Raw genomic sequence first — 22,390 nt, 5'->3', positions numbered from 1 at the left:
TTGTGTAACCGACTGTGAGCGTCCCCATGGCCGATTCATCCGGACCCGGTGCGTCCCAGGACGTGCCGGCGCTCGAAGCAAGCGGCATCGCCAAACATTTCGCCGGCACCATCGCCCTCGACGACGCCGACTTCAGCTGTCGGCGCGGCGAAGTCCATGTGCTGCTCGGCGCCAACGGCGCCGGCAAGAGCACCCTGGTCAAGATCCTGTGCGGGGTGCAGCCGCCCGACGCCGGCACGATTCGTCTGTCCGGCGAGCCGGTGGAGCTCCGCAACCCGATCCGGGCCGCCGAACTCGGGGTCGCCGCCGTGTTCCAGGAGCTGTCGCTGGCCCCGCATCTGACCGTGGCCGAAAACATCATGCTCGCGCACGAACCGACCGGGCCGCTCGGCCAGATTCGTGGCCGCGAACTACGACGCCGGGTGACCGAGCTGTTCGAACAGATCGGCATCGATCACATCAAGCCCAATACGCTGACCGGGCGGCTGACGCTGGCCGATCAGCAACTCGTCGAGATCGCCAAGGCCCTGTCGCACGACCCGAAGACGCTGATCGTCGACGAAGGCACCTCGGCGCTCGGCCGGGAGGAAGTCCGGCGGTTGTTCGATCTGCTGGGCCGGCTGCGTGAACGCGGCACGGCGATCATATTCATCTCGCACCGGATGGCCGAAGTCCGCGAGATCGCCGACCGGCTGACCGTGTTCCGCAACGGCACCAACGTCGGCACGGTCGATGCCGCGGACATGGATGAGAACCATCTGGTGGAACTGATGCTCGGCGAACGCATCGACCAGTCGTTTCCCGCCCGGGCGCCTCGGCCGACCGGCAACGACCCCCTGCTCGACGTGGTGAATCTGAGCGCCGGTGAGCTGATCCACGACATCAGTTTCCAGCTGCGCCGCGGCGAGGTGCTGGGCGTGGCCGGGCTCGAGGGCCAGGGTCAAGGCGATCTGCTGCTGGCGCTGTTCGGCATGGTACGACGGCTGTCCGGCGAAGTGCGGGTGGCCGGCAAGCCGGTACATCTGGGCTCGCCCTGGAAGGCGATCCGGGCCGGGTTCGCCTTGATTCCGGAGGATCGCAAGACCCAGGGGCTGCTGCAACCGCTGTCGCTGCGCGAGAACATCGTGCTCGCCAGCCTGAAGGCTTTGAGCCGCGGCGGACTGATCGACCGCACGCGCGAGCGTCGTATCGCCGAGGACGGCATGCAGCGCATGGAGATCAAGGCCGCCAGCATGGAAACGCCGGTGGCTGCGCTGTCCGGCGGCAACCAGCAGAAGGTGGTGATCGCCAAGTGGCTGGAGACCGGCGGCGATATCTTTCTGTTCTACGACCCGACCCGCGGCGTGGATGTCGGCACCAAGCGCGCGTTCTACGAACTGATCGGCGAACTGGCGCGCACCGGCAAGGCAGTGCTGCTCTACAGCACCGAACTGTCCGAACTGGTCGGCGTGTGTCATCGCGTACTGGTCATGAACGACCGCCGCATCGCCGAGACGCTGGAGGACGAGGACATCACGGAAAACGCCATCCTCGCCGCCTCGCTGGGCGTACGGGAGCGCGCCGACACCGAGTCCGCGTCCGCCCATCGCAATACCGGAGCCGCCTCGTGATCGTCGAACGCTATTACAGCTCCCTGACCGCCATCATCGGCCTCGTGCTGCTGGCCATCCTGTTCGCCTATATCCAGCCCATGATCCTGTCGCCGTTTGGCGTAACCATGTCGGTCAATCAGGGCACCACGCTCGCGCTGGCCGCCCTGGCCCAGCTGGTGGTGGTGCTGACCGGCGGCGTGGATCTGTCGGTCGGCGCGATGGTGGGGCTGACCAATGCGATCGCGGCGACCTACATGGGTACCCACCCGGCGATCGCCACCGCGGTGATCATCGGCACCCTGTTCGCCGGCACCCTGGCCGGCTTCGTCAACGGGCTGATCGTGGCCTACGGGCGCATCCAGCCCATCATCGTCACCCTGGCCACGCTGTATATCTACACCGGCGTCGGGCTGCTGGTCCGCCCGCAGCCGGGCGGGACAGTGCCCGGCGGTTTCGCCAACGCGCTGACCGGCTCCCGGGGCTATCTGCCCTACGCGCTGATCCTTCTGCTCGGAGTCGTCGGCCTTGCCTGGGTGCCGCTGATGCGCTCGCGCCTCGGCCGCGCGATCAAGGCCATCGGCGACAACCGGAGCGGGGCGCGCGTGTCCGGCATCTCGGTCGCCCGGACCGAGCTCTGGGCCTATACCGCCGGCGGCTTCTTCGCGGCCTGTGCCGGCATCTTCCTGACCGCTCAGACCACCTCGGGCGACCCGACCATCGGCACCAGCTACACGCTGAACTCGGTGGCCGCCGTGGTGTTCGGCGGCGCGGTACTCGGTGGCGGGCGCGGCGTCGCCCTCGGCCCGATCTGCGGCGCCTATTTTCTATCGCTGCTGATCAGTGTGCTGTTTGCCAGCGGGGTGTCGCCCTTCTATCAGAACCTGCTGCAGGGCGCCATCCTCGTCATCGTGCTGGCGACGGCCAACGTCTGGCGGCTGCGTACGCGGCACTGGCTCAACGTGATGTCCAACTAGTGTCCTGTCATGGATATTTTGTCGCATTCAGCGAGGCGGCGCGCGTTCGTGGCAAGGCGCGACGCGCCGGCCAGGGCATCCCCTGGCCAAGCGGCGCAACGCCGTCCACGGGCGCGCGCCGCCTCGCCCCACACCCGATATTCCGAAGGGAACGCCTGTGCGGGCCCACCACCGCGTTGCGCTCCTTTGCCATAGGCTCGCTATGGCGCAGTCGCGCGCCTTGTGCTGGGCCCGCACAGGCGTTCTGAATACGACAAAATATCCATGACAGGACACTGGCCGATATGAGCAACGCATCCGAATCCAAACGCGCGGTGGCCCTGCCGTCCTGGCTGCGCCAGGGCGTGACGATCTCCTACATCCTGCTGTTTGTGCTGTTCGGGGTCGCCGCGGCGATCAATCCGCACTATGCGTCCTGGGACAACATCCGCAATCTGCTGCAGATCGGCGCCTTCATCGGCGTGATCGCGGTCGGCCAGACGCTGGTCATCATCACCGGTCAGATCGATCTGTCGGTGCCGTGGAATCTGACCTTCTCGGCGATCCTGATGGCCACCCTGATGAGCCACGGCACCAGCACCCCGGTGGCCATCGCCGCCGCGCTGGCCTCGGGCACACTGGTCGGCATGTTCAACTCGATCGGCACGGCAATATTCCGTATCCATTCGCTGGTCTGGACGCTGGGCACCAACGCGCTGATGCAGGGCGCGACGCTGGTCTATACCCATGCCCAGCCGCCCAAGGTCGACGTGCCGCCCTTCGTGCGGGCGCTCGGCGCCGGCAATCTCTGGGGCATTCCGGTGCCGCTCATGGTATGGATCGTGGCCGCGATATTCGCGCTGGTGATCCTCCACCAGACCCGCTTCGGCCGCTATCTGTATGCGATCGGCAACAACGAGTCCGCCCTGTTCCTGTCCGGCGTGGACAGTCGCAAGGTCTATCTCGGCGCCTACGCGATCTCCGGCTTCTGTGCCGCGCTCGCCGGCATCATGCTCACCGGCTATTCGTCGCAGACCTATCTCGGCATGGGCAGCGACTACCTGCTGGTGCCGGTCGCCGCGGTGATCATCGGCGGCACCAATATCATGGGTGGCTCCGGCGGTTATCTGGGCTCTATTTCCGGCGCGATGATCGTGGTCCTGCTGCAATCGGTACTCTCGACCGTCCAGATCCAGGAGGCCGGAAAGAACATCATCTTCGGCTCGATCATCATCGTGCTGTTGCTGCTCTACGGCCGCGAGAAACTCAGCACCCACTGACCGAACCGAGGAAAGCCAGCGATGAGCGAGACGATCGAATATCTCGACCCGCGTTTTTACGACCTGACCCAGCCGAACGCGCGGCTCGAGCGCCTGCATACGGGCTCACTCTGGTGCGAGGGGCCGGTCTATATCGCCGACACGGATGTCGTTCTCTGGAGCGATATTCCCAACAATCGCATCCTGCGCTGGACACCGGCCGGCGACGTCGGCGTGTTCCGCCAGCCCAGCCGGCACGCCAACGGCCATACGCGCGACCGCCAGGGGCGACTGATCAGCTGTGAACATGGCGGCCGGCAGGTCACGCGTACCGAGCACGACGGACGGATCACGGTGCTGGCCGACCGCTACGACGGCGGCCGGCTGAACTCACCCAACGACGTGGTCGTGGCCGCGGACGACAGCATCTGGTTCACCGACCCGCCCTACGGCATCCTGAGCGACTACGAAGGCCACAAGGCCGAATCGGAACAAGCGGGCTGTTTCGTCTTCCGGCTCGACACGGAGTCGGGCGAACTGACGGTCGTCGCGGACGATTTCGTACGGCCGAACGGGCTGGCTTTCTCACCGGACGAAGGCACGCTATACATTTCGGATACGTCCCGCTCGCATGATCCGAACGGCCATCATCATATCCGGGCGTTCGATGTCGTCAATGGCTGCCGGCTGGAGAACGCCCGCGTATTCGCGGTCGTCGAGCCCGGGGTATCCGACGGATTTCGCGTGGATACCGACGGCAACGTCTGGACCAGCGCGGGCGACGGCGTCCAGTGCTTTGCGCCCGACGGCACCCTCGTCGGCAAGATTCACGTGCCCGAGGCCGTATCCAATCTCACCTTTGGCGGATCGCGGCGCAACCGCCTGTTCATCACCGCCAGTAGCTCGCTGTACGCGATCTACGTCGCCCAGACCGGCGTCCAGTGGCCATAGGCCGAAAAGCGGCTAGCCCGCCGAGGTAAGCGTCACCACCACCTGACGCGAATGCCGCGAACTGCGGTGTTCGTAGAGATAGATACCCTGCCAGGTACCGAGATTCAGTCGGCCTTCGGTGATCGGCACGGTGACGTCCATGCCGGTGAGGATCGAGCGGATGTGGCCGGGCATATCGTCCGGGCCTTCCATGGTATGCACGTACATCGGATCGCCGTCCGGCACGGTGCGGCGCATCCAGGTCTCGACATCCTCGCGCACGCTCGGATCGGCGTTTTCGCAGATCATCAGGCTGGCCGAGGTGTGCTTGATGAACACATGCGCCAGCCCGGTCTCGATGCCCGCCTCGCGCACGACGGCGTCGACATCGCGCGTGATATCCCGCGTCGAACGGCCAGGCGTGTCGTAGTTCAGCGTCTGCTGCATGGTTCCCAAAGTCCGTAAAACGATGCGCTACAGGCTAACGCGCCCGACGACATCTGTCTGCCTGAACGCTCCGTATTCTGGGTAAACCGTTCGTTATTTATCCGCAGATGCACGCAGATCAACGCAGATGTGGCCGGCGTTTCTTCGTGCGTGGTGCTGTTGCGAACGTGGTTGCCGTCGCCGGGGACAAGCGAAATCGCGAAGGCTTCGCTGCCCGGGTGAGCCCCCGCTTTAATCCGCGTTGATCTTGGGGGTTACGTCTGAACCGCCCCACCCACTGCTACGCAACGCAGCACGACACGCACAGACCTCGTAACGGGCTGAACAGTATGGCAGGCACTCCGGCCTCAAAAAGCCTGCCTCTTTCATCTGCGTTGATCTGCGCCTATCTGCGGACACGGATTTTTCAGAACGCAGGGCCGGCGTTGCGACGCCGGCCTCAAGCCATCGCGTTGAGTTTCTCGACCATCATCTGGTTGACTTCCCTGGGATTGGCCTTGCCCTTGGAGGCCTTCATCACCTGGCCGACCAGGAAGCCGACGACCTTGGTCTTGCCGTCCAGATACTGCTGCACCTGATCGGGATTGTTGGCGATCGCTTCGTCGACGAACGACTCGATCGCGCCGGTGTCGGTGATCTGCTTCAGGCCCTTGGCTTCGATAATTGCATCGGCGGATTCGCCCTCGCCCGCCACTAGCGCGTCGAACACCTGCTTGGCGATCTTGCCGGAGATGGTGTTGTCGTCGACCCGCGCGATCAGCCCGCCGAGTTGGGCCGCGCTTACCGGCGCCGCGCCGATCGAGAGCCCGTCGCGATTCAGCACGCCGGCCAGTTCGGTATTGATCCAGTTCGAGGCCGGCTTGCCGAGTTTGGCCTTGTCCGAACCGGCCGCAGCCACGGTCGCCTCGAAATAATCCGCCCAGGCCCGCGATGCGGTTAGTGCGGCGGCATCGGCCGTCGACAGCTGGTATTCCGATTCGAAGCGCTCAGCCTTGGCGCCGGGCAGTTCCGGCAGGTCGGCGCGCGCGGCTTCGATAAATGCGGCGTCGATCGCGACCGGCAGCAGATCCGGGTCCGGAAAGTAACGATAATCGTGGGCTTGTTCCTTGCTCCGCATCGAGCGGGTTTCGCCGCTCGCGGGGTCGAACAGGCGGGTTTCCTGCACGATGGTGCCGCCGCCCTCGATCACGTCGATCTGGCGCTCGATCTCGAACTCGATCGCTTTTTCCAGGAACCGGAAGGAGTTGACGTTCTTGGTCTCGGTGCGGGTGCCGAACTCGGTCGAGCCCACCGGGCGCACCGACACGTTCGCATCCACCCGGAACGAGCCTTCGGCCATATTGCCATCGCAGATGCCGAGATAGGTCACCAGCGAATGCAGCTTGCGCGCATAGGCCGCGGCCTCGGCGGCGCTCGCCATTTCCGGCTCCGACACGCATTCCACCAGGGGCGTGCCCGCGCGATTCAGATCGATGCCGGTGGCGCGATCGAACGCATCGTGCAGCGACTTGCCGGCATCCTCCTCCAGATGCGCCCGGGTGATGCCGATGCGCTTGGCCGCACCCTCGCCCACCGTGATGTCCAGATGGCCGCCCGCCACGATCGGCAGTTCGAACTGGCTGATCTGGTAGCCCTTGGGCAGATCGGGATAGAAGTAATGCTTGCGCGCGAACACCGACCTGGGCGCGATATCGGCGTCGATGGCCAGGCCGAACAGGGTCGCCATGCGGATGACTTGTTCGTTGATCACCGGCAGCACGCCGGGCATGGCCACGTCGACCGCATTGGCCTGGGTGTTCGGCTCGGCCCCGTAGGCCGTGGGCGCGGTGGAGAAAATCTTGCTTTCGGTCGCGAGCTGGATATGCACTTCCAGCCCGATCACGGCTTCCCAGTTCATGACTTGCCTTCCTTACTCGAAACCCGGCGGGCGGCGGGTGTGCCAGTCCGTGGCCTGCTGGTAGCTGTGCGCCGCATTCAGCAGACGACCTTCCTCGAACCATGGCGCGATCAGCTGCAGCCCGACCGGCAGCCCGTCGACGAAGCCGGCCGGCACCGACATGCCCGGCACCCCGGCCAGACTGGCGGGCAGCGTATAGACATCGTTGAGATACATCGCGACCGGATCGTCGGCCTTTTCGCCGATCGGGAAGGCCGGCGCCTGGGTCACCGGCGCGGCTATCAGATCCACCTTGGCGAAGGCATCGTGGAAATCGCCCGCGATCAGCCGCCGGGTCTTCTGTGCCTTCAGGTAATACGCATCGTAATAGCCGGCCGACAGCACGTAGGCGCCCATCATGATGCGGCGCTGGACCTCGGGCCCGAAGCCCTCGGCGCGCGATCGGGTGTACAGGTCGTCCAGATCGACCGGATCGGCGCAGCGATAGCCATAGCGCACGCCGTCGAAGCGCGCCAGATTGGACGAGGCCTCGGCCGGTGCGATCACGTAGTAGGTCGATACCGCGAGATCGGTATGCGGCATGTCGATTTCGACTACGTTCGCGCCGAGCGCGACCATCTGATCGACCGCCGCGTCGATCACCTCGCGGCTGCCGGCTTCCAGCCCCTCGGCGAAATATTCGCGCGGCAGGCCGATGGTCAAGCCCGCGATATCGCCCGTGAGCTGGCTGGCATAGTCCGGCACGTCGCGTTCGACGCTGGTGGAGTCACGCTCGTCGAAGCCCGCCATGGCGGTCAAGACGTGCGCGCAGTCCTCGGCCGAACGCGCGAAGCAGCCGCCCTGATCGAGGCTGGAGGCGAACGCGATCATACCGTAGCGCGAAACCCGGCCGTAGGTCGGCTTGATCCCGGTCACACCGCAGAACGCCGCCGGCTGGCGGATCGAGCCGCCGGTGTCGGTGCCGGTGGCCGCCGGCGCCAGGCCCGCGGCTACCGCGGCGGCCGAGCCGCCCGACGAGCCGCCGGGCACATAGTCGAGGTGCCACGGGTTTTTCACCGCGCCGTAGAAACTGTTCTCGTTGGACGACCCCATGGCGAATTCGTCCATGTTCGCCTTGGCCAGCGTCACCGTGCCGGCCGCCTGCAACTTCGCCACCACGGTGGCATCGTACGGTGCGATGAAGTTATCGAGCATGCGCGAGGCGCAACTCGTCTTTACGCCCTTCGTACAGAAGATGTCCTTGTGAATGATCGGCAGGCCGGCCAGCGCGCCCGCGGCACTCGCATCAAGCGCCGTCGCGCGTTCGCGGGCGGCGTCTGCGGTACGCGTGATCAGCGCATTGAGCGTCCCGGCATGGGCCTCGATCCGATCGAGATAGGCCTCGGCCATCTCCGCCGCGCTCAGCTCGCCGGCCGCGCGCGCCGCAATCAGTTCGGCGATGGAGCGTTCGTGGATCATTCGATCACCTTCGGCACACGATACAGCCCTTCGGCGGTGTCCGGCGCGATGGCCTGGAACGCCTCGCGATCGACCGTGGCCTGGGCCACGTCCGGGCGCAGGCGCGCGCTCAGATCCAGCGGGTGGGACATCGGCTCGACATTGTCGGTATCGGCCGATTCCAGATGATCGACCACATCCAGTATGCTGGACAACTGGGTCGCGTACTCGGCGATGGCGCCCTCATCCAGCCCCAGTCGGGCCAGACGGGCGACCTTGCGCACGTCATCGGCGGTCAGGCTCACGGCGGTAATCTCGTCGTTTGGATTCGTTTACAGGCGCGGCGGCCGCGCGGCGGCAGAACGTAGCATAATAACGCGATACGCGGTCATGGCTCATCCCGCCCCCGGCTTTTCAGTGGGATATGAGAGGTCGAGCGTTGCCGCGCCCGCGCGCCGTTGCTAGCATTGCGCACCTTTAGAGGGACCTTCGACCTGTTCGCGATCGAATCCGGGGGCCGAAGGTGGTTTGCATCGACGCCCGTCGATGTCAGGTGCGCGCTACGCGCGTCATATTTGCTGTGCTCGGTGAGCCTCATGCTGGAAAACTTTCGCGGCCTGTTCGTCAACGATCTCTCGATCGATCTCGGGACGGCCAATACCCTGGTCTATGCGCGCGATCGGGGCATCGTGCTCAACGAGCCCTCGGTGGTGGCCGTGCGCACCGACACCCGCGGCGGCAAGCGCATCGAGGCGGTCGGCACCGACGCCAAGCGCATGCTCGGGCGCACACCGGCGTACATCAGCACGATCCGGCCGCTCAAGGACGGCGTGATCGCCGACTTCACGGTCACCGAGAAGATGCTGCAGCATTTCATCCGCAAGGTGCATCGCAAGCGCTTCCTGCGGCCGATGACGCGCGTGCTGGTCTGTGTGCCCTACGGCTCGACCCAGGTCGAGCGCCGTGCCATCCGCGAGTCCGCCTCCAATGCCGGCGCGCGGCGCGTGTACCTGGTCGACGAGCCCCTGGCCGCGGCCATCGGCGCCGGCATCCCGATCAGCGAGGCGCGCGGCTCGATGGTGCTCGACATCGGCGGCGGCACGTCGGAAGTCGCCGTGATCTCGCTCAACGGCATCGTCTATGCCGAATCCGTGCGCACCGGCGGCGACAAATTCGACGAGGCGATCGTCAATTACGTGCGCCGGCAATACAACATGCTGATCGGCGAAACCACCGCGGAATCCATCAAGCACCAGATCGGCACCGCCTTCCCCGGCCACGAGATCAAGGAGATCGAAGTGGTGGGCCGGCACATGTCGGCCGGCGTGCCGCGCAGTTTCACGCTCAATTCCAACGAAGTGCTGGATGCGCTGCAGGAGCCGCTGTCCAATATTGTCTCGGCGGTCAAACTGGCGCTGGAGTCCACGCCGCCGGAGCTGGGCTCGGACGTGGCCGAACGGGGCATCGTGCTGACCGGCGGCGGCGCACTGCTCGCCGATCTGGACAAACTGCTGTCGGAGGAGACGGGCCTGCCGGTGATCGTCGCCGACGACCCGCTGACCTGCGTGGCCCGCGGCGGCGGCATTCTCCTCGAGATGATCGATCGCAAGTCGGGCGCACTGTTCGCACTCGAATAGTCGACGTTGCATGGGCCCGCCCTGCGGGCCTAACTTGGTGCGATGCCGGACCGCCGGCTGTCGCCATATTCGCTCCCCCGGGACGAGCCGTCTTGACTCGATGAGCCAACTGTTACGCGTTGTTGCCCTGATTGAACGCCCCGCCTGCGCCCGACCACGCCGGGCCGCGGACGATCGTCGCCGGCCGGCCGCCGGGGAGTCGCGCTAGTGCTCGGGCTGTCCGACGACGACAAACCACGCCTTCTGGGCCGCCGGATCGCGCCCGGGCTGAAGATCGTGGCACTCACGATCATTTCCATCATGCTGATGATGGTCGACAACGCGCACGACAGTCTGTCGTCCGTGCGCGGCGTGCTCGCGGTCGCACTCGAGCCAGTCCAGATGGCGGCCGAAATACCGGGCGACGCCTCGAATTACCTCAAGAACTACTTCGACCGCGGCGACCTGATCCAGAAGAACAAGCAGCTGTCGCAGAAGGTGCTGCTGCTTCAGGGCCGACTACAGCAGCTGGCGGCGCTGCAGGCGGAGAACGAACGCATCCGCGCCCTGCTGGCCTCGGCCAGCTCGATCGATCAGAACGTGCTGATCGCGCGGATACTGTCGGTCAGTCCCGACCCGTATCGCCAGTATGTCAAGCTCAACAAGGGCAGTTCGGACGGTGTGTTCGTCGGCCAGGCCCTGGTCGACGCCCACGGCATCATGGGGCAGGTCACCAATGTCACGCCGCTGGATTCGCGCGCGATCCTGATCAGCGATCCGAACAATGGAATCCCGGTCCAGATCAACCGCACGGGGCTGCAGACCATCGCCCAGGGCACCGGCAGTTCGGAAACACTCACGCTGCCATTTCTGCCCAACAACGCCGACGTCAAGGTCGGCGACCTGCTGGTGTCCTCCGGGCTCGGCGGACGCTATCCGGCGAACTATCCGGTGGCCAAGGTCACGCATGTGGTGCATCGCCCGGGCGAGGAATTTCTCTCCGTGACGGCCCAGCCGACGGCCGATCTCGATCGCGGGCGCGAAGCGCTGCTGGTCTGGAACACGGCCGACCCGACGCAGTCGACGCCGGACAACGCAGGCAAATCGGACAAACCCGCCGGTGATAACGGCGATGGCGCCAGCGGCACGCCCCGGCAATGATCATCAACCAGCGCGTCAGCGGCCTGCTGATCGTGGTCAGCCTGGCCGTCTCTCTGGTGATCACACTGTTGCCGATGCCGGCAGCCGTTGCCGCCGCTCGACCGGCGTTCTATACCATGACGGTGCTGTTCTGGACCGCGAACCAGCCCCGTTGCTTCGGACCGGTCGCGGCCTGGTTCGCGGGACTGGCGATCGACGTGCTCTACGGCACGCCGTTTTCCGAGCACGGTCTGGCCATGGCGGTCGCCGCCTATGTCGTGGTCAAGGCGCGCGAGTTCTTGTGGAGCTTTCCGCTGATCCAGCAGGGCCTGCTGATGCTGCCGGTATTCGCCCTCTACGAGTTCGTTCTGTTCTGGATCGACGGGGTGGCCGGGCTGGACGTAAACCAGTGGTGGCGCTGGCTTCCGGTCCTGTCCTCGGCGGCGCTCTGGCCGATATGGGCGTTTGTTCTGGAACGGATCGCCGAATTAGAGGTCGGATAGTCGACAAGGGGTTACACCGGAACCGACGTCGGCGCGCAGCCAATCGCGCCACGACGGTTTCATGCCGGACATCAGGGTAACGACGAGCGGATATGGCCGCGGACGACGCAATCAAAAACCACGCGGCCGAGCGACGCCTGTTTCTCATTCGCACGGTGGCGGCCAGCCTTCTGCTGCTGACCTTGATCGGCATGCTGATCGCGCGTGTCGTGTACCTGCAGGTGTATAAACACGGCTACTACGAGACCCGCTCGCAGGACAACCGCATGCGCGTGGAAGTGGTGCCGCCGGTACGCGGCCTGATCTACGACCGTCACGGCAACCTGCTGGCCAACAACCAACCCGCGTACCGGCTGGAAATCGTGCCCGAGCAGGTCAGCGACAGCGTGAAATCGACCATCGCCCGCCTGTCGAAGATCGTCGACATCAGCAAGGCCGACAAGCAGCGCTTTTATTCGCGCGAGAAGCAGACACCGTCGTTTCGTGGCACGCCGATACGGCTGAGCCTGAATCAGGCCGAGGTCGCCCGCTTCGAGGTCAACCGCGATCGTTTTCCGGGCGTGGATATTCGCGCCGGGCTGACCCGCAACTACCCGCTCGGCAAGTACGCCTCGCATCTGGTCGGCTATGTCGGCGGCATCACCGCCTCCGATCTCGACGGCTTGAACAAAAAGCGTTATCGCGGCTCATCGCATATCGGCAAGGCCGGCGTGGAGCTGTCGTACGAGTCGCGGCTGCACGGCTATCCGGGCTCGCGCGTGGTCGAGACCAACGCCGCCGGGCGCGCCCTGCGCCAGCTCGACATGCACCCGGCCACCGCTGGCGACAGCCTCGTGCTCACGGTCGATTCGGCGCTGCAGAAGGTCGCCTACAACGCCCTGGGCGACCAGGACGGCGCGGTGGTGGCGCTCAACCCGAACACCGGCGGCGTACTCGCCATGGTCAGCAAGCCGGGATACAACCCCGACCTGTTCGTCAACGGCATCAGTCACGCCAACTACAGGCGGCTGCTCAACAATCCGCACAAGCCGCTGTACAACCGCGCATTGCAGGGCCAGTACCCGCCGGGCTCGACGATCAAGCCGTTCATGGCCATCGGCGCGCTGGAAACCGGGGTGATCGATCCGGACAAGAAAGTGTGGTGTCCCGGCTACATCACCCTGCCCGGCTCGAACCATCGCTATCGCGACTGGAAACGCTCCGGCCAGGGCTGGATCAATCTGACCCAGGCGATCGAGCGCAGTTCCGACGTCTATTTCTACAAACTGGGCATGAAACTCGGCATCGACAATATCCATCGCTACGGCTCGATGTTCGGTTTCGGCCAGAAGACCGGTATCGACCTGCCGCGGGAGAATGCCGGCATCATGCCCTCGCGCGCATGGAAGCACGGCAACCGGCACCTGCCATGGTACCCGGGCGAGACGCTGATCACCGTGATCGGCCAGGGGTTCATGACCGCCACGCCGCTGCAGCTGGCCCAGGCCGTGAGCGAGATCGCCGAGCGCGGTCATGCCTACAAGCCGCATGTACTCAAGGCCTGGAAGGATCCGCAGACCCATACCACCACCGACTACAAGCCGAAGGCGCTGCCGCCGATCGAACTCAAGGACAAACGCCACTGGGACATCGTCATCAACGCCATGAAGGGCGTGATCGACAATCCGCACGGCACCGCCCATTACTACGTGGGCCAGCACCTGAAGTACCCGATCGCGGGCAAGTCGGGCAGCGCCCAGGTGGCCGATCTGCCGCAGAATGAAGTGGCCCCCGATCTCGACAGCATTCCGCATCGCCTGCGCGAACACGCGTTGTTCATCGCCTTTGCGCCGATCCAGCATCCCAAGATCGCGATCGCGGTGCTGGTCGAACACGGCGGCGGCGGCTCGAGCGTGGCCGGCCCGATCGCCCGGCGCGTGATCGACAGTTACCTGGACAGTCTGTCGAACAGCAAGACACTGCAAGCCAACCAGTCGGGCAACAAGACGGGCACCGACTCATGAGCACGACCACCCGTGAACGTCCGGCGACACTATCGGAATGGCTGGCCCACTGGCACATCGATGTACAGCTGTTCGCCGCGCTGCTCTGCTGCGCCCTGCTCGGCCTGTTCGTGCTGTACAGCGCCTCGAGCCGCTCGGCCGACGTCGTGATCGATCAAGCGATCCGCCTGGGCATCGGCCTGTCCGCCATGATCGCCCTGGCCCAGGTCCCGCCGCACTGGTATCGCGCCGCCGCCCCCTGGGTTTACGTAGTCGGCCTGTTGTTGCTGATCGCGACCCTGGTGCTCGGCGATGCGGCCATGGGCGCCAGGCGCTGGCTCGATCTCGGCGTGGTGCGTTTCCAGCCATCCGAAATCTCGAAGCTGGTGGTGCCGCTGACCATCGCCGCGTACTTCCATCATCGCAGTCTGCCGCCCAGGCTTACCGACGTCGCGAAGGCCAGTCTCATCATCGCCATGCCGGTGGCACTCGTGGTGCGACAACCGGATCTGGGCACCGCGCTGCTGATCGTGGCCGGCGGCGGCTTCGCGCTGTTCTTCGCCGGGCTGCGCTGGCGCGTCATCATCCTGTTGCTGATACTCGCCGCGGCCGCCGCCCCGCTGGTGTGGTTCAACCTCCACGACTACCAGCAGCAACGGGTGCTCACCTTCCTCAATCCGGCGCGCGATCCGCTCGGGGCGGGTTATCACATCACCCAATCCAAGATCGCCATTGGCTCGGGCGGCGTATTCGGCAAGGGCTGGCTCAACGGCAGCCAGGCACATCTGAATTTCCTGCCGGAATCGGATACCGACTTCGTGTTCGCCGTCTATGCCGAAGAGACCGGCCTGTTCGGCGTACTCGGCCTGATGGCGATCTATGGCTTCATTGTCGCCCGCGGACTGTTCATCGCAGTCAAGAGCCAGGATACGTTCCAGCGCCTGACCGCGGCCAGCCTGTCGCTGACCTTCTTCTTCTATGCATTCGTGAACATGGGCATGGTCGCCGGGCTGCTGCCCGTGGTCGGCGTGCCGCTACCGTTGATCTCCTTCGGCGGCACGTCGATGGTCATGCTGCTGGCCTCGTTCGGCATCCTGATGTCGATCCACACCCACCGGAAGTTACTCGCGACATGACGATTCTCGACCCCGGACGGATGCGGGGCGCCGCCCTGGCGCTGACTCTGGCCCTGATCCTGGCCGCCCCGGCGGGACGGGCGGATACCCCCCACGGCGACTACGCCAACTCGGCGGCCGGCCGCAAACTGATCCATCGACTGCATCAGGACAAGGGCATTCCCGAAGCGACCACGCGGAAGCTGCTCGGACAGGCACAATACAAGCCCGGGATCATCGCCAAGATGCGAAAGCCGGCGGAGAAGACGCTGACCTGGGCCGAGTATCGGCCGATCTTCGTCCAGCCCAAGCGCGCGCGCCAGGGGGCGGCCTATATCAACGCGCACCGCAAGCTGTTCGAAAAAGCGCAGGCAAAGTACGGCGTGCCCGCCTATGTGATCGCGGCCATCCTGGGCGTGGAAACACGCTACGGCCGCTACATCGGCAAGGATCGCGTGCTCGATGCGCTGTCCACGCTGGCCTTCGACTATCCCGAGCGCTCGCGCTTCTTCACCAAGGAGCTGGGAGAGTTCATCGCCCTCTGCGTCGACGAGAAACTCGACTGCACCCACGATGTCGGCTCCTACGCCGGCGCCATGGGGCTCGCCCAGTTCATGCCGTCGAGCTATGCCGCCTACGCGGTCGATGGCAACGGCGACGGCCGGCGCGATCTCTGGCACGAACCGGCCGACATCATCGACTCGGTCGCCAATTACCTGGCCCAGAACGGCTGGCAGCGGGGCGAGTCGATCGCCCAGCCCGCAACGCTGGCAAAACCCAAATCCATCCACGATATCCATACCAGTACCCGCCAGCCGCGCTACCGCTGGGCCGAACTCAAGACCAAGGGCGTCAAGGTGGCGAATTCGCCGCCATCGGGTGCCCGCGTCGGCCTGCTCCGGTTCACCGGGCCCCACGGCCCCGAATACTGGCTGGCCCGGCATAATTTCTTCGTGATCACCACCTACAACAGCAGTCCGCTGTATGCGATGGCGGTTTACCAGCTGGGCCGGGAGATCGAGGCGTTCACGCATCCGGCGGTGGGCTCGTGAAGCCCGCGCCACGCCGGCTCGGCCGCCTGCTCGTCGTCGGCGGCATGCTCGCGCTCGCCGGCTGTGCCAGCGGGCCGGCACACAAGCCGCAAAAATCGCACGGCGGGGGCTACTATCAGAACGACGGCCCGCCGGCCGATACACACATCGACTGGTCCAAGGTGCACGATGCGGTGCCCCGCAACGTACCGCCGTCCAAGTACGGCAATCCGACCAGTTATACCGCCCTCGGCAAGCGCTACTACGTACTCAAAAGCGCCAAGGGCTTTACCCAGACCGGGCGCGCGAGCTGGTACGGTCGCCAGTTCGACGGCGAGCGAACGTCCTCGGGCCAACCGTACAACATGTTCGCCATGACCGCAGCCCACAAGCGCCTGCCGATCCCGACCTGGGTTCGGGTGACCAATCTGGACAACCACAAGCAGGTGGTGGTGAAGATCAACGACCGCGGCCCCTTCCACAAAGGCCGGATCATCGATCTGTCCTATGTCGCCGCGCGCCGCCTGGGCATCGTCGGCGAAGGCAGCGCACCGGTGCGTATCCATACCGTGACGCCGGCGACCATCGACCGGCCCGATACCGACAACGGCTCGTCGGACAGCGCGCAGCCGTCGCCCCCGCTGCGCCGGGCCGAAAACCCGCCCGCGGATGGCAAGCCTGCGCCCCATGCCGGCTCGTCGCGCGTCGCGGATCATACCTCCGCGAGCCCCGCCTCGACGAGCGCACCGGCGCGCTCGTCGAACGCCGCCGCCAAGGCCGCGCCACTGCAGATCGGTGCCTTCTCGAGCGCGGCTCACGCAAGCCGGGCGAAGGCCCGGGCGCGCGCCGCCGGGGTCGGGCCGGTGGCGGTGATCCCACCCTCGTCCAGGATGAAGCTGTATCGTGTCCGCGTGGGGCCGTTCAGTTCGCTGGCCGCCCAGGCGCGGGCGAAACAGCAACTGGCCGATGCGGGATTGCCCGTGCGCGAGATCAAACGTTAGCCGCGTCCGCGACGGGACGCTAAACTTCCCTGTCATCCAATGCCTTACATGTCCGCCAAGAGTTCGAGCCTGATGCACCACGCCCAACGCCTGTTCTTGTTTGTCGCGGCCCTGCTGGTCAGTGTCGCTGCATCGGCGGCCGACAACAGCCTGCCGATTCCGAGCGCGCCCTCCCTGGGGGCGAAAAGCTACATCCTGGTGGACTACAACTCCGGGCAGGTGCTGGCGGCCAAGAACCCCGACAAACGCATCGAGCCGGCCAGCATCACCAAGCTGATGACCTGCTATATCGTGTTCGACGAGATCAAGAAGGGCAATCTCAAGCCCTCGGATATGGTCACGGTCAGCAAGAAGGCCTGGGAAATACACGGCTCGCAGATGTTTCTCAAGGTCGGCGACAAGGTCTCGGTGGACGACCTGCTGCAGGGCCTGATCACGCAGTCGGGCAACGACGCGGCGGTGGCATTGGCCCAATACATCGCCGGCACCACATCCACGTTCACCGACTACATGAACCAGTACGCCAAGCACCTGGGCATGACCAACAGTCACTTCATGGACGTGAACGGCCTGCCGCATCCGGATCATTACATGAGCGCGCGCGACATCGCGACGATTTATGCCGCCATCGTGCGCAAGTTTCCCAAGCTGTACGACCAGTATTTCCACGAGAAGTCCTTTACCTACGGCGGCATCAAGCAATACAACCGCAATACCCTGTTGTGGTCCGATCCGCGCGTGGACGGCGGCAAGACCGGCCATACCCAGTCGGCCGGCTTCAACCTGGTGGCCTCGGCCAAGGACCACGGCATGCGCGTGATCTCGGTGGTCACGGGCACCGATTCGGAGAACGCGCGCAAAAACCAGTGCGAGGCGCTCATCAGTTACGGATTCCGCTTCTTCGACGACGGCAAGCTGTTCGACAAGGGCAAGGAAATTTCCCAGATCCGGGTCTGGAAAGGCGCGCAAAGCGAGCTCCCGGTGGTGGCCCACGGCCCGATCTACGTCGCCTATCCGCGCGGCCAGCGCGACGCGCTGTCGACCAGCGCCAAGCTGCCGGGACACCTCACAGCCCCGATCAAGAAGGGCGAACGCCTGGGCACGCTGTCGATCAAGTACAACGACAAGACCCTCAAGGAAGAGCCGTTGTATGCCGGCAAGTCCATCGCGGAGGGGGGCTACGTCACGCAATTCATCGACGATATTCTTATGATGTTCCAGTAGATTGCGCGCCGGCCGCTCGCTTTTCCGCGGGCCGCTGGACGCCGACACCGGCCCGGGAGCACAGTACCGCCATGCCCGAATCCAACGATGAAACCCTGCTCGAATTCCCCTGTGAATTCGCGATCAAGGCGTTCGGTCGTCACGGCACCGCCTTCGAGCAGACCGTCTACACCCTGGTCAAGGCGCATGCACCGGAGCTGACCACCGACGATCTGCGCAGCCGTGAGTCCAGCGGCGGGCGTTACATCGCGGTGACCGCCTCGATCAATGCCAAGAGCAAGGCACAGCTCGACGCGATCTACAAGGACCTGACCGACCACGATCAGGTGCTGATGTCGCTGTGAGCGCGCCCCCGATCGCCGTCCGCCGTTTCGGCTGGCAGCCACAACCCTACCGCCCGGTCTGGCAGGCCATGCAGCGCTTCACCGCCGAGCGTGGCCCGGCCGATGCGGACGCCCTGTGGCTGCTCAATCACGAGCCGGTCTTCACCCAGGGCCGAAACGGCCGCGCCGAGCATATCCTCGCGCCCGGCGATATCGAGGTCGTGCCCATCGATCGGGGCGGCCAGGTCACCTATCACGGACCGGGCCAGCTCATGGCCTATGTCATGCTCGATCTCAAAAGACTCGGCATCGGCATCCGCAGCATGGTCAGCGCGCTGGAAAACGCCATGGTGGCCACGCTGGCCGGTTACGACATCGATGCCCATGCCCGGCGCGACGCGCCCGGCGTCTACGTCGGCGATGCCAAGATCGGATCGGTCGGGCTGCGCGTGTCACGTTCGAGCAGCTATCACGGCCTGGCGCTGAACGTGAACATGGACCTCGAGCCCTTCTCGCGCATCGATCCCTGTGGCTATCACGGCCTCGTGATGACCCAGATCGCCGACCTTGGTGGTCCCCCGGATCTGGACCGGGTCGCCGCGGACCTCAGCGCTCATCTTTGCGCCGAACTGGGGTTGATCGCCGCCGACGCGCCGGATATCACCGGCGATCTGATAGGCTGGCGCGCACCCGAGGCCGAATCTCGCCCATGACCGATTCAATTGCGACGAAAAACACGGCCGACAACCTGGTCGAGGTGCGCGATCTGCATTTCCGGCTCGGCTCCCGCGTCATCTACAAGGGGGTCGATATCGATATCGCGCGCGGCCGGATCACCGCCATCATGGGGCCGTCCGGCACCGGCAAGACGACGCTGCTGCGCCTGATCAGCGGTCAGTGGCGCGCCGACTCGGGCCGTGTGCGTTTCGATGGCCAGTCCATCGCCGGCATGTCGCAGAAGACCCTGTTCGAACAACGAAAGCGCATGGGCATGCTGTTCCAGTCCGGCGCCCTGCTCACGGATCTGTCGGTGTTCGACAACGTGGCGTTTCCGCTCCGGGAACACTCGAAACTCCCGGAACGCCTGATCCGCGACATCGTACTGATGAAACTCGAAGCGGTCGGCCTGCGCGGCGCCCGCGATCTCGCGCCGGCCCAGTTGTCGGGCGGCATGGCGCGGCGCGTGGCGCTCGCCCGGGCAATCGCGCTCGATCCCGAAATGATCATGTACGACGAGCCGTTCGCCGGACAGGATCCGATCTCGATGGGCGTACTGCTGCGCCTGATCCGGCGGCTTAACGATATTCTGGGCCTGACCGCCATCGTGGTCAGCCACGACGTCAAGGAAACGCTCGGCATCGCCGACTACGTCTATGTCATCTCCGATGGCGAAGTGGTGGATCACGGCGACCCGGCGCATATCCGGCATTCCGATTCGCCCTGGGTGCAGCAGTTCATCACGGCGTCGCCGGACGGGCCGGTGCCCTTCCATTATGCCGACACACCCTACGGCGAAGATCTACTCGGCGGAGATCGGGCGTGAACCGAATCATGCGGATCCTGAACCCCCTGTTCGGCTGGCTGGCGGATCTGGGCCGCAGCGCCCTGTTCCTGGGCCGCGTGCTCGCCGCCATCCCGTCGCTTGTGGCCAAACCGCGGCTGGTGGTCGAACAGATCTATTCGGTCGGCGTATTGTCGCTGCTGATCGTCGTGGTGGCCGGCATCTTCGTGGGCATGGTACTGGCGCTTTCGGGCTATCGCGCCCTGGCCGATTTCGGCGCCGAGAACGCGCTGGGCACGTCGGTCGCGCTGGTCGTGGTTCGCGAGCTCGGCCCGGTCGTGACCGGCCTGCTGTTCGCGGGCCGCGCCGGCAGTGCGCTGGCGGCCGAAATCGGCTTGATGAAGGCCACGGACCAGCTCTCCGGCATGGAAATGATGGCGGTCGACCCGGTGCGCCGTATCATCGCGCCCCGCTTCCTGGCGGGCGTCATCGCCATGCCACTGCTCACCACGATCTTCTGTGTCATGGCGATCGGTGCCGGCGGCGGCTACTTCGTGGGCGTGGACATGCTCGGCGTGGATGCCGGGGCCTACTGGAACGGCATCCAGTCGAGCGTCGAGTTCAACCGCGACATCCTCAACGTATTCGTCAAGAGCGGCGTGTTCGGCGCCATCATCACCTGGGTCGCCGTGTTCCAGGGCTATCATGCACCGCCGACCTCGGAAGGGGTATCGCGCGCGACGACCAATACGGTGGTCATCGCCTCGCTGGCCATTCTGGCCGCCAATCTCATGCTGACCGCCGTGATGTTCAGCGGTTAGTTGAAGGAAAGACGCTATGCAATCAAGAGCCGTCGAGTTTCTGGTCGGATTATTCGTCTGCCTCGGGATCGCCGCCATCTTCATCCTGACCATGCGGGTGAGCGATCTGGCGCACACCGGGAATGTCCAGGGCTATACCGTCACCGCCGCGTTCAACAACATCGGCGGCCTGAAGGTGGGCGCGCCAGTCGACCTGGCCGGGGTTCGCATCGGCCGCGTGACCGACATCAAACTGAACCAGACCACTTACCGCGCGGTCGCCACCATGCGGATCCAGGATCAGTACAAGATTCCCAAGGATTCCGACGCCTCGATTCTGACCTCGGGCCTGCTCGGCGATCAGTACATCGGCGTCGGCCCTGGCGGTTCGACCGAGAACATGAAAAACGGCGACAAGTTCATCATCACCCAGTCCGCGATCGTGCTGGAGAACCTGATCGGCCAGTTCATGACCCGGATGTCGAACGACCAATCCTCCGGCGGCGGCGGGGGTGGCAGCTCGGGCAACTGACTCCGCTGCGTGTCGCGTCGTATCATACGGCACACAGGGCGTGCTCGAATCATGCATTACCTTCAGGACCGATTCAGGGCGACCATACAAACTCCCTGAAATTCGACGACCTATAAGCCAAGGGCTTTCATTATGCGTTGGACTCGCGTTTTCATCCCCTTCATCACGGTAGCGCTCATGGCGCCGGTTCTGGCCAGTGCCGCGCCGACGCCACCGCAACAGCTGGCGAAGCAGACCGTGCAGAAGGTCCTCAACGACCTCGACGGCCACCGCGCCGAACTGCGCCAAAACCCGAAGAAACTCCATGCCCTGATCAATCGCGACCTGGTGCCGTTGATCGACCTGCCTTATATGTCGCGGCTGGTGCTCGGCCGCTACTGGCGCCAGGCGTCGCCGGCCCAGCGTCAACGCTTCCAGCAGGCCTTCAAGAACATGCTGATTCGCACCTATGGCAGCGCCCTGCTCGGCTTCAACAACAACGTGAAGATCGAATACAGGCCGGTACGCGCGGCCAAGGATGCCAAGAACGTCACCTTCAATGCCATGATCCATTCGCCCAACGGCCAGGACACGCCCGTCAGCCTGCAACTGCACGAGGTCGACGGCCAATGGAAGGTCTATGACGGCAGCATCGGCAATCTATCGTTCGTGACCAATTACCGCGGCCAGTTCAATTCGGCGATTCGCCGCGAGGGGCTCGAGCATTTCATCGAGCAGCTGGAAAAACGCTACAACGGCAACACCTAGGATGCCCCGGTGAACCCTACCGGCAACGCCGATGTTCACACCGTGCGGGTCGACGGTGAACTCGATGTCGACAACGTGCCCGCCCGCCTGCGCAAGTCGGCGGCGTGGTTCAACCCCGGGCGCGAGACGGTAGTCGACCTCGGCGGCGTAACCCGGGCCGATAGTGCCGGCGTCGCATTGCTGCTGGAATGGATCCGCGAGGCGGACAAGGCCGGGGCCACGCTGCATTTCGCCAATGCGCCAGCGCAGATGCGCGCGATCATCGACTTCTGCGCGCTCAACGATGTGATTCCCATGCGTTGAGCGCGCGGCGCAGACCGCGCGCGTGCCCACCGGCGCCGGGCCGACTGCGCGCCGGCC

Annotated in this window: 23 protein-coding genes; 19 read left to right on the top strand and 4 right to left on the bottom strand. The window is 65.0% G+C overall.

Features of this window, described 5'->3' with window-relative positions:
• The first annotated feature begins 26 nt into the window (after positions 1-26).
• From ACS8YF_RS05330 to ACS8YF_RS05315, 4 genes are all read left to right on the top strand, one after another.
• The gene (locus ACS8YF_RS05330; RefSeq protein WP_440849184.1) at positions 27-1,610 is read left to right on the top strand and encodes a sugar ABC transporter ATP-binding protein; all 1,584 of its coding nucleotides are present in this window, start codon (positions 27-29) and stop codon (positions 1,608-1,610) included.
• Positions 1,607-2,566 carry an ABC transporter permease gene (locus ACS8YF_RS05325; protein ID WP_440849183.1) on the top strand — a complete coding sequence of 320 codons (960 nt, stop codon included), beginning with the start codon at positions 1,607-1,609 and terminating at the stop codon, positions 2,564-2,566. Before ACS8YF_RS05330 ends, ACS8YF_RS05325 begins: the two co-directional genes overlap by 4 nt.
• Positions 2,567-2,850: 284 nt before the next feature.
• The gene (locus ACS8YF_RS05320; RefSeq protein WP_440849182.1) at positions 2,851-3,825 is read left to right on the top strand and encodes an ABC transporter permease; all 975 of its coding nucleotides are present in this window, start codon (positions 2,851-2,853) and stop codon (positions 3,823-3,825) included.
• A gap of 21 nt (positions 3,826-3,846) precedes the next feature.
• The gene (locus tag ACS8YF_RS05315) at positions 3,847-4,755 is read left to right on the top strand and encodes an SMP-30/gluconolactonase/LRE family protein (protein WP_440849181.1); all 909 of its coding nucleotides are present in this window, start codon (positions 3,847-3,849) and stop codon (positions 4,753-4,755) included.
• A gap of 12 nt (positions 4,756-4,767) precedes the next feature.
• On the opposite strand, the gene ACS8YF_RS05310 is transcribed toward ACS8YF_RS05315, so the two are convergent.
• The 4 genes from ACS8YF_RS05310 to gatC form a co-directional block, all read right to left on the bottom strand.
• A complete protein-coding gene (locus ACS8YF_RS05310) occupies positions 4,768-5,181 on the bottom strand; it encodes a secondary thiamine-phosphate synthase enzyme YjbQ (RefSeq protein ID WP_440849180.1) in 414 nt (137 codons plus the stop codon).
• A gap of 439 nt (positions 5,182-5,620) precedes the next feature.
• Positions 5,621-7,078 (bottom strand): Asp-tRNA(Asn)/Glu-tRNA(Gln) amidotransferase subunit GatB, encoded by a 1,458-nt coding sequence (gene gatB, locus ACS8YF_RS05305; RefSeq protein ID WP_440849179.1) that lies wholly within the window; start codon positions 7,076-7,078, stop codon positions 5,621-5,623.
• 12 nt (positions 7,079-7,090) lie between these two features.
• Positions 7,091-8,533, bottom strand: a complete 1,443-nt coding sequence (gene gatA / locus ACS8YF_RS05300) for an Asp-tRNA(Asn)/Glu-tRNA(Gln) amidotransferase subunit GatA (RefSeq protein WP_440849198.1) — start codon at positions 8,531-8,533, stop codon at positions 7,091-7,093.
• The gene (gene gatC, locus ACS8YF_RS05295; RefSeq protein ID WP_440849178.1) at positions 8,533-8,820 is read right to left on the bottom strand and encodes an Asp-tRNA(Asn)/Glu-tRNA(Gln) amidotransferase subunit GatC; all 288 of its coding nucleotides are present in this window, start codon (positions 8,818-8,820) and stop codon (positions 8,533-8,535) included. The genes gatA and gatC overlap by 1 nt, the downstream gene beginning before the upstream one ends.
• Positions 8,821-9,111: 291 nt before the next feature.
• Between gatC and ACS8YF_RS05290 the strand changes: the two genes are divergently transcribed.
• The 15 genes from ACS8YF_RS05290 (at position 9,112) to ACS8YF_RS05220 (ending at position 22,333) form a co-directional block, all read left to right on the top strand.
• Positions 9,112-10,152: a rod shape-determining protein gene (locus ACS8YF_RS05290; protein ID WP_440849177.1), complete on the top strand. Its 1,041-nt coding sequence runs from the start codon at positions 9,112-9,114 to the stop codon at positions 10,150-10,152.
• 207 nt (positions 10,153-10,359) lie between these two features.
• Positions 10,360-11,292 (top strand): rod shape-determining protein MreC, encoded by a 933-nt coding sequence (gene mreC, locus ACS8YF_RS05285; RefSeq protein ID WP_440849176.1) that lies wholly within the window; start codon positions 10,360-10,362, stop codon positions 11,290-11,292.
• On the top strand, positions 11,289-11,774 hold the full coding sequence (gene mreD, locus ACS8YF_RS05280; RefSeq protein WP_440849175.1) for a rod shape-determining protein MreD: 486 nt from the start codon (positions 11,289-11,291) through the stop codon (positions 11,772-11,774). Before mreC ends, mreD begins: the two co-directional genes overlap by 4 nt.
• Before the next feature lie 92 nt (positions 11,775-11,866).
• On the top strand, positions 11,867-13,777 hold the full coding sequence (gene mrdA / locus ACS8YF_RS05275) for a penicillin-binding protein 2 (RefSeq protein WP_440849174.1): 1,911 nt from the start codon (positions 11,867-11,869) through the stop codon (positions 13,775-13,777).
• On the top strand, positions 13,774-14,892 hold the full coding sequence (gene rodA, locus ACS8YF_RS05270; protein ID WP_440849173.1) for a rod shape-determining protein RodA: 1,119 nt from the start codon (positions 13,774-13,776) through the stop codon (positions 14,890-14,892). The genes mrdA and rodA overlap by 4 nt, the downstream gene beginning before the upstream one ends.
• Positions 14,889-15,923, top strand: a complete 1,035-nt coding sequence (mltB, locus tag ACS8YF_RS05265; RefSeq protein WP_440849172.1) for a lytic murein transglycosylase B — start codon at positions 14,889-14,891, stop codon at positions 15,921-15,923. The genes rodA and mltB overlap by 4 nt, the downstream gene beginning before the upstream one ends.
• Positions 15,920-16,903 (top strand): septal ring lytic transglycosylase RlpA family protein, encoded by a 984-nt coding sequence (locus tag ACS8YF_RS05260; protein ID WP_440849171.1) that lies wholly within the window; start codon positions 15,920-15,922, stop codon positions 16,901-16,903. The genes mltB and ACS8YF_RS05260 overlap by 4 nt, the downstream gene beginning before the upstream one ends.
• Positions 16,904-16,951: 48 nt before the next feature.
• Positions 16,952-18,127, top strand: coding sequence for a D-alanyl-D-alanine carboxypeptidase family protein (locus ACS8YF_RS05255; RefSeq protein ID WP_440849170.1), 1,176 nt, complete (start codon positions 16,952-16,954; stop codon positions 18,125-18,127).
• Between the two features lie 71 nt (positions 18,128-18,198).
• Complete coding sequence (locus ACS8YF_RS05250; RefSeq protein ID WP_440849169.1) at positions 18,199-18,471, top strand: YbeD family protein; 273 nt, start codon at positions 18,199-18,201, stop codon at positions 18,469-18,471.
• Positions 18,468-19,163, top strand: coding sequence for a lipoyl(octanoyl) transferase LipB (gene lipB / locus ACS8YF_RS05245; protein ID WP_440849168.1), 696 nt, complete (start codon positions 18,468-18,470; stop codon positions 19,161-19,163). The genes ACS8YF_RS05250 and lipB overlap by 4 nt, the downstream gene beginning before the upstream one ends.
• A complete protein-coding gene (locus ACS8YF_RS05240; protein WP_440849167.1) occupies positions 19,160-19,993 on the top strand; it encodes an ABC transporter ATP-binding protein in 834 nt (277 codons plus the stop codon). The genes lipB and ACS8YF_RS05240 overlap by 4 nt, the downstream gene beginning before the upstream one ends.
• Before the next feature lie 8 nt (positions 19,994-20,001).
• Positions 20,002-20,772, top strand: a complete 771-nt coding sequence (mlaE, locus tag ACS8YF_RS05235) for a lipid asymmetry maintenance ABC transporter permease subunit MlaE (protein ID WP_440849197.1) — start codon at positions 20,002-20,004, stop codon at positions 20,770-20,772.
• A 16-nt stretch (positions 20,773-20,788) separates the two neighbouring features.
• Positions 20,789-21,283: an outer membrane lipid asymmetry maintenance protein MlaD gene (mlaD, locus tag ACS8YF_RS05230; RefSeq protein WP_440849166.1), complete on the top strand. Its 495-nt coding sequence runs from the start codon at positions 20,789-20,791 to the stop codon at positions 21,281-21,283.
• A 132-nt stretch (positions 21,284-21,415) separates the two neighbouring features.
• A complete protein-coding gene (locus ACS8YF_RS05225) occupies positions 21,416-22,030 on the top strand; it encodes an MlaC/ttg2D family ABC transporter substrate-binding protein (protein WP_440849165.1) in 615 nt (204 codons plus the stop codon).
• A 9-nt stretch (positions 22,031-22,039) separates the two neighbouring features.
• On the top strand, positions 22,040-22,333 hold the full coding sequence (locus tag ACS8YF_RS05220; protein ID WP_440849164.1) for an STAS domain-containing protein: 294 nt from the start codon (positions 22,040-22,042) through the stop codon (positions 22,331-22,333).
• Positions 22,334-22,390 lie beyond the last annotated feature (57 nt).

The organism is Salinisphaera sp. SWV1, assembly GCF_052044155.1.
Lineage (GTDB): Bacteria > Pseudomonadota > Gammaproteobacteria > Nevskiales > Salinisphaeraceae > Salinisphaera.
This window is presented reverse-complemented; position numbering and strand designations above follow the sequence as displayed.

Coding starts and splice junctions, on each gene's coding strand:
- ACS8YF_RS05330 (WP_440849184.1), top strand. CDS start 27: ATGGCCGATTCATCCGGACCCGGTGCGTCCCAGGACGTGCCGGCGCTC.
- ACS8YF_RS05320 (WP_440849182.1), top strand. CDS start 2,851: ATGAGCAACGCATCCGAATCCAAACGCGCGGTGGCCCTGCCGTCCTGG.
- ACS8YF_RS05315 (WP_440849181.1), top strand. CDS start 3,847: ATGAGCGAGACGATCGAATATCTCGACCCGCGTTTTTACGACCTGACC.
- ACS8YF_RS05310 (WP_440849180.1), bottom strand. CDS start 5,181: ATGCAGCAGACGCTGAACTACGACACGCCTGGCCGTTCGACGCGGGAT.
- gatB (WP_440849179.1), bottom strand. CDS start 7,078: ATGAACTGGGAAGCCGTGATCGGGCTGGAAGTGCATATCCAGCTCGCG.
- ACS8YF_RS05290 (WP_440849177.1), top strand. CDS start 9,112: ATGCTGGAAAACTTTCGCGGCCTGTTCGTCAACGATCTCTCGATCGAT.
- mreD (WP_440849175.1), top strand. CDS start 11,289: ATGATCATCAACCAGCGCGTCAGCGGCCTGCTGATCGTGGTCAGCCTG.
- mrdA (WP_440849174.1), top strand. CDS start 11,867: ATGGCCGCGGACGACGCAATCAAAAACCACGCGGCCGAGCGACGCCTG.
- rodA (WP_440849173.1), top strand. CDS start 13,774: ATGAGCACGACCACCCGTGAACGTCCGGCGACACTATCGGAATGGCTG.
- mltB (WP_440849172.1), top strand. CDS start 14,889: ATGACGATTCTCGACCCCGGACGGATGCGGGGCGCCGCCCTGGCGCTG.
- ACS8YF_RS05255 (WP_440849170.1), top strand. CDS start 16,952: ATGTCCGCCAAGAGTTCGAGCCTGATGCACCACGCCCAACGCCTGTTC.
- ACS8YF_RS05250 (WP_440849169.1), top strand. CDS start 18,199: ATGCCCGAATCCAACGATGAAACCCTGCTCGAATTCCCCTGTGAATTC.
- ACS8YF_RS05240 (WP_440849167.1), top strand. CDS start 19,160: ATGACCGATTCAATTGCGACGAAAAACACGGCCGACAACCTGGTCGAG.
- mlaE (WP_440849197.1), top strand. CDS start 20,002: ATGCGGATCCTGAACCCCCTGTTCGGCTGGCTGGCGGATCTGGGCCGC.
- mlaD (WP_440849166.1), top strand. CDS start 20,789: ATGCAATCAAGAGCCGTCGAGTTTCTGGTCGGATTATTCGTCTGCCTC.
- ACS8YF_RS05225 (WP_440849165.1), top strand. CDS start 21,416: ATGCGTTGGACTCGCGTTTTCATCCCCTTCATCACGGTAGCGCTCATG.